This window comes from Bacillus sp. B2-WWTP-C-10-Post-4 (assembly GCF_009183805.1).
GTDB classification, from domain to species: domain Bacteria; phylum Bacillota; class Bacilli; order Bacillales; family Bacillaceae_G; genus Bacillus_A; species Bacillus_A cereus.
Window position 1 is genome coordinate 1 of the sequence record NZ_WEII01000179.1, and the last position, 5,248, is coordinate 5,248.

Sequence of the window (5,248 nt, forward strand, 5' to 3'; positions counted from 1 at the left end):
TACATATACTGCAATAGAATGAGGTGGATACAATAGATACTTTAGTCACAGAATATGAAGTAGTCGCTAATATGTTAAATGATTGGTATATTGAAATCCGTGCGAGACGAATTGATAATGCTCACCAGCTAAAAGAAGAAATTGATAATAGAATGAAAGATGTCTCGAATCAGAGCTTACACTTATATTATTCACTATTAGATTTTCGTTATAAATATATAGTAGACAATTTAAATGTTTCAAAGGATTGCTTCGACAAAGTAGAATCTTTTCAAATTCCACATGATAATATATTAACCTACTACTATCACTTCTTTAAAGCAATTCATGCAAGTACTGTAGGCAGCTATTCAATAGCAAGAGATAATTATGATAAAGCAGAAGAACTTCTAAATGAGGTATCTGATGAAATTGAGCAGGCTGAATTTTACTATAAAATTGGTGCTTTTCATTACGATATTTACGAATCACTCCAATCAATTAAGTATGTTAACAAAGCAAAAGAAATATTCTCTAAACATGAAGGCTATGAACGAAATATAGGGTTCTGTGAAAACCTTTTTGGCATGGCATGTACCAATTTAAGAGAATGGGCATTAGCCGAAGAACACCTTGTAAAAGCAATGGATTTGTTCCAAAAAATTGGAGAAGAAAAATTTACTGTAATGGTTCGTCATAATTTAGGATTATTATATGCAGGGCAAAATATGTCTGAATTAGCTATTCGCTACCTCTCTGAAGTATCCGAAAAGAAACCTAACCACTATAAAGCCATTTTCATCGAAGGCAGAGAACACTCTAAACTAGGAAACCAAGAAACTGCTAATACTTTATTTGAAAGAGGATTACAACTCTGTACAGAACTAAACAATGAAGAATATCAGCATCGGTTTAAAATTTTAAGAGACATTAATAATAATGTCTCTGCTGAAAAATTAGAAGGTACAGTTCTTGCAGGAATTGAATACTTTGAACGAGAAGATTTATATGAGTATATCTATGAATGCTGTAATGTTCTAGCAGAAAAGATTTTTGAACAAGGGCAGCATGCCAAAGCAGGTACATACTTCTATAAAGCAATGCAAGCTAAGAAAAAAGCCGATGCGAAAGGAGCTTTAAAATGAAAAAGCTAATTAAAGTGATGAGTATTGCTACTGCTCTAATATTTACATTGGGAATTACATCTCAAACAGATAGTCACGTAGTAAAAGTCGTTCAAAGTATGATGGCAGACGGAGACCATGGTGGTTGATGTCCTTTGACCCGGAATATATTCCTGGGTCTTTTTTATTGATACAAGATATAAGTCGTTAGTTTAAACTATATTGTTGGGAAGGAAGGCTTATAAAAAGGAGGGGGAAAATGATTAAATACCCAGGAATTTCACCTTGTATTAGATCCGTTGTAATATTTTTCAAAAAGCATCTGTTAATAAAAATTCTAATCTGTCTAAATAAATTAAAAATTCCGGTTTATTATAATCCCTAATAAAATCCCCTCAAATTAGAAGTGTAACATCCATGTTTACTCACAGTCTTTTACACATTCTACTTTAAGGGGAGAGTATCCTATATTCTTATATATTCTCATAATAATTTGATAAACTAAAGAAAATTTCTATGAAGCTATGAGTTAAGAAATTCTTTGTTTACAATTAGAAAACTAATTAACTATGTCATAAATACAATAAATATTACATTATTATAAAACGATATATTTATTATTAACTTTAACCTATAATGTATCGATATTAGTAAGCTTTATTATAATTTAATATGCAGATCGTTTTGGGTTTGCTAGTCCCCATTCTTTAATTTGTGCCACCACTCTCCCTCTCATCTATTCAATCAGTAATTTTATAAAGCTCCCGTTTAAAAATATTCCAGTTTGTACGAATATGAAACAAATTAATAGATTGACAACAACTAATCTTTAAGTTTCACATACATGTATTGTCGTGAACTACCCGCCACTTAACGTCCTAACGGACTGTTTGAAGTGGGGGCTTCTCGGTTAGTCGTTACTTTTGGTAGCTAACGAATTCGTCCTAAGACAGCCGAGCTAACTCCCTTGTTCCAAGGGTTATTTTATTGCTATCTATGCTAACGCCAATAGGTGTATTGCTTCATTTTTGATATTGATAGCTGCGTTATAATCTCTATCGAGATTTACACCGCATATACAAGAATAGACTCGCTCAGACAATGACATATTTTTCACATTTCCACAACTGCTACATGTTTTTGTGGAAGGAAACCATTTGTCTATTTTCACAAGTTGTTTGCCTTGTTCATGTAGTTTATAAGCTAAAAAAGAAGTGAACATACCCCAACCATTGTCAGCGACACTTTTTCCAAAATGAAGTGCTTGCGACATTCCTTTCATATTTAGATCTTCAATAGCTACAACATCAAAATGAGTAGCTAACTCTTTAGACTTATGATGAAGGAAGTTCTTACGTTGGTTTGCTACTTTTTCATGCAGCTTAGCTACACGGATACGTTGTTTATTCCAACGCCCTGAACCTTTTGTACGTCTTGATAATACTCGTTGAGCATTTGCTAACTGGTCTAACATTTCACGATAGAACTTAGGATAATTGGCTCTCTCATCCTCAGAACTGACGTATAATTGATCCATCGCAAAGTCTAATCCAACAATTGTTTCTACTTCTTTTTGTACGATCTCTTTTTCGTATTCAGTCAAAATGGACACATAGTATTTACCAGTAGGTGTCATAGAAATCGTACATGACTTGATTATATGGCCTTGTGGTATTTCTCTATGCTGTTTGATACGTACCATTTTCAGTTTTGGCAATTTGATATGACCGTTAAGCAACATAATATTTCCGTTCACTACATTCGTTGTATAAGACTTTCTGTCTTTTTTGCTTTTGAATGTTGGGAAGTCATTTTGACCACTAAAGAAATTTTTATAGGCAGTTTGCAAATTTAGTTGAGCATTTGCCAAAGCTAATGAATCAACTTCTTTTAACCACTCAAATTCTGCTTTGTATTTCGCAGGAGTGGGAAGCTTTTGTTTCTTTAGTTGATTCTTATCATCTTTATGTTTTTCATACGCTTCTTTCCGTTCAGCTAACATTCTGTTATACACGAAACGTACACAACCGAAAGTTTTACGCATAAGATGTGCTTGGTCTTCTGTTGGATACAAACGGAATTTATATGCTTTATTCTGCTTTGTCATATCATTTCACCTCACTTTTCACTTTGATTTTCAATATATGTTTTTACTACGTCTATTGGCGAACCACCGGTAGTTAGCAAGCAAAAACTTCTTGACCAAAACATCTCTTTCCAAAGTTTCTTTTTCACTTGTGGAAAGTCTCTTTTAATAAGTCGAGAACTTGCACTTTTATAAGCATTGATGAATTTTGTCATTTCTGTATTAGGGTGTGCCTTGAACAAAATATGAACGTGGTCTACATCATGATTCCATTCAACTAACGTGATGTTATAGTTTTCAGATAGTCGAACAAACATATCTTTTGCATAGTCTGACATATCATTATCAAACACATTTCTTCTGTATTTCACGACCAACACAAGGTGATAATATAACAAGAATACTGAATAGTTATTACTATCTAATTTCATTTATATACCAGCCCTTATAATTTATAAGACTGATTATATCAGAGGCAAAATAAAAAGGAAAACCTTTTGGCTACGCCAAACCGAAATTCATCTCCCACCTACCGTTGGGCTACGCCCTTCACACGCTTGAGGAAGGAGAATTCTTTCCGGAAATTCGTTAAAAATTTCTTAAATTATTAAATCAGCAAAAACAACATACTTAGAGCATTGAATAGAATGTCCTTAAATGTCGAACATAAAAAAAGAGCGGTGTGTATTTTCCGCCCACAAATTAGAGAACATAATCGTTTTAATATGTGTTATTTTTTAATAATATCTATATCATTTACTTTTTTAAACTCAATAACTGCGGTTTCTATGTTGGCACTGTACTGATTAAGGTACTCATGTGCCTTATTTAGAGCTTCAGGGTCGTTTGTTTCTTTAAACAAACTAATAGCTTTTGCTGCTAATACAAGGTAACGCGTAGCTATTTCCAAATCTGTATGGGCGGAATTGTATTCATCAGGTATTTTCATCTTTTTGATTTCTCTTTGTGATTCTTCTAGATTTTTTACAGTGTCCTGAATATTAAGTATATCTGTTAATATAGTATTTGCTTCTTCTTTCGAATACACTACATTACCCTTTTCATAGTAGTTAAAGGAGTTTTCAATAGCTTTTTGAAATTGTATAGCATCATGTTGGAAGCCTTCAACATTAGATACAATTTGTTCTTCATACGATTCTTTTGATATAGGTACACAACCTTTAGTTAGCCAAATTAATACAAAAATACAAATTACACTTCCAAACATTTGTGAGATAGTAGCGTCTCCGTTACGAATCCCTGATATTATAACCCATACAAAAACAAGTATTAGCAGAATACCAACAATTAGTCCTAAATTCAATTTGAATTACCACCCTTTTGAAATGATTTTTTTAAAATTATATATCTATATATAATCTTATTATAATTAAAAAAATAGATAGTTCAATGTTCTTACTAAACATAGTTTGTAACGACTCTCAATTCAACGCAAGGGGAGTATTATACGGAGAATATTTTAGAAACGGCATCAAACCGCTGAGAAATTAGAAGCTACCGTTCTTGCAGGAATTGAATACTTTGAACAAGGCCAGCATGCCAAAGCAGGTACATACTTCTATAAAGCAATGCAAGCTAAGAAAAAAGCCGATGCGAAAGGAGCTTTAAAATGAAAAAGCTAATTAAATTGATGAGTATTGCTACTGCTTTAATGTTTACATTGGGAATTACCTCTCAAACAGATAGTCACGTAGTAAAAGTCGTTCAAAGTATGATGGCAGACGGAGACCATGGTGGTTGATGTCTTTTGACCCAGAATTTAGTCCCGGGTCTTTTTTTATTGAAACAAGATATAAATCGTCAGTTTTAACTATATAGTTGAGAAGGAATGCTTAATAAAGAAAGAGGATCATGATGAAATATCAAACAATATTTCCCTCATTAAAAAAATCGCTTTTTATCTTTATCTTTTCTTTCAGTATGTTAATTTTCATACTCCCTGCCTCTACCTTGGCGAAATCCAATAACAAAACAAATCCTGTTACAAATTACTATGTATCTCCAACAGGAAATGACCTCAATCCCGGCACATTAGATC

At 32.9% G+C, this 5,248-nt stretch carries 6 protein-coding genes and 1 pseudogene; 4 read left to right on the top strand and 3 right to left on the bottom strand.

The window, feature by feature from the left end; all coding sequences use genetic code 11:
* The first annotated feature begins 32 nt into the window (after nucleotides 1-32).
* Nucleotides 33-1,124 carry a Rap family tetratricopeptide repeat protein gene (locus GBN78_RS28270; protein ID WP_193224770.1) on the top strand — a complete coding sequence of 364 codons (1,092 nt, stop codon included), beginning with the start codon at nucleotides 33-35 and terminating at the stop codon, nucleotides 1,122-1,124.
* Nucleotides 1,121-1,252 carry a hypothetical protein gene (locus tag GBN78_RS30940; RefSeq protein ID WP_000733477.1) on the top strand — a complete coding sequence of 44 codons (132 nt, stop codon included), beginning with the start codon at nucleotides 1,121-1,123 and terminating at the stop codon, nucleotides 1,250-1,252. Before GBN78_RS28270 ends, GBN78_RS30940 begins: the two co-directional genes overlap by 4 nt.
* Nucleotides 1,253-2,097: 845 nt before the next feature.
* Here GBN78_RS30940 and GBN78_RS28275 read toward each other — a convergent pair.
* The 3 genes from GBN78_RS28275 to GBN78_RS28285 all read right to left on the bottom strand — a co-directional run bounded on the left by GBN78_RS28275 (nucleotide 2,098) and on the right by GBN78_RS28285 (nucleotide 4,513).
* Nucleotides 2,098-3,210 carry an RNA-guided endonuclease TnpB family protein gene (locus GBN78_RS28275; protein WP_152127956.1) on the bottom strand — a complete coding sequence of 371 codons (1,113 nt, stop codon included), beginning with the start codon at nucleotides 3,208-3,210 and terminating at the stop codon, nucleotides 2,098-2,100.
* An 11-nt stretch (nucleotides 3,211-3,221) separates the two neighbouring features.
* The gene (tnpA, locus tag GBN78_RS28280) at nucleotides 3,222-3,620 is read right to left on the bottom strand and encodes an IS200/IS605 family transposase (RefSeq protein WP_152127957.1); all 399 of its coding nucleotides are present in this window, start codon (nucleotides 3,618-3,620) and stop codon (nucleotides 3,222-3,224) included.
* 299 nt (nucleotides 3,621-3,919) lie between these two features.
* Complete coding sequence (locus GBN78_RS28285; protein WP_001048486.1) at nucleotides 3,920-4,513, bottom strand: hypothetical protein; 594 nt, start codon at nucleotides 4,511-4,513, stop codon at nucleotides 3,920-3,922.
* A gap of 306 nt (nucleotides 4,514-4,819) precedes the next feature.
* Here GBN78_RS28285 and GBN78_RS30945 point away from each other — a divergent pair, with 306 nt between their 5' ends.
* Entirely contained in the window at nucleotides 4,820-4,951 is a 132-nt protein-coding gene (locus tag GBN78_RS30945) for a hypothetical protein (protein ID WP_264298957.1), read from the top strand.
* A gap of 113 nt (nucleotides 4,952-5,064) precedes the next feature.
* Nucleotides 5,065-5,248 (top strand): annotated as a pseudogene (locus tag GBN78_RS30800) (DUF5123 domain-containing protein); the annotation flags it as partial.

What these genes read in the sequence shown, in the direction of transcription:
- GBN78_RS30940 (WP_000733477.1), top strand. Translation starts at nt 1,121, where the DNA reads ATGAAAAAGCTAATTAAAGTGATGAGTATTGCTACTGCTCTAATATTT.
- GBN78_RS28275 (WP_152127956.1), bottom strand. Translation starts at nt 3,210, where the DNA reads ATGACAAAGCAGAATAAAGCATATAAATTCCGTTTGTATCCAACAGAA.
- tnpA (WP_152127957.1), bottom strand. Translation starts at nt 3,620, where the DNA reads ATGAAATTAGATAGTAATAACTATTCAGTATTCTTGTTATATTATCAC.
- GBN78_RS30945 (WP_264298957.1), top strand. Translation starts at nt 4,820, where the DNA reads ATGAAAAAGCTAATTAAATTGATGAGTATTGCTACTGCTTTAATGTTT.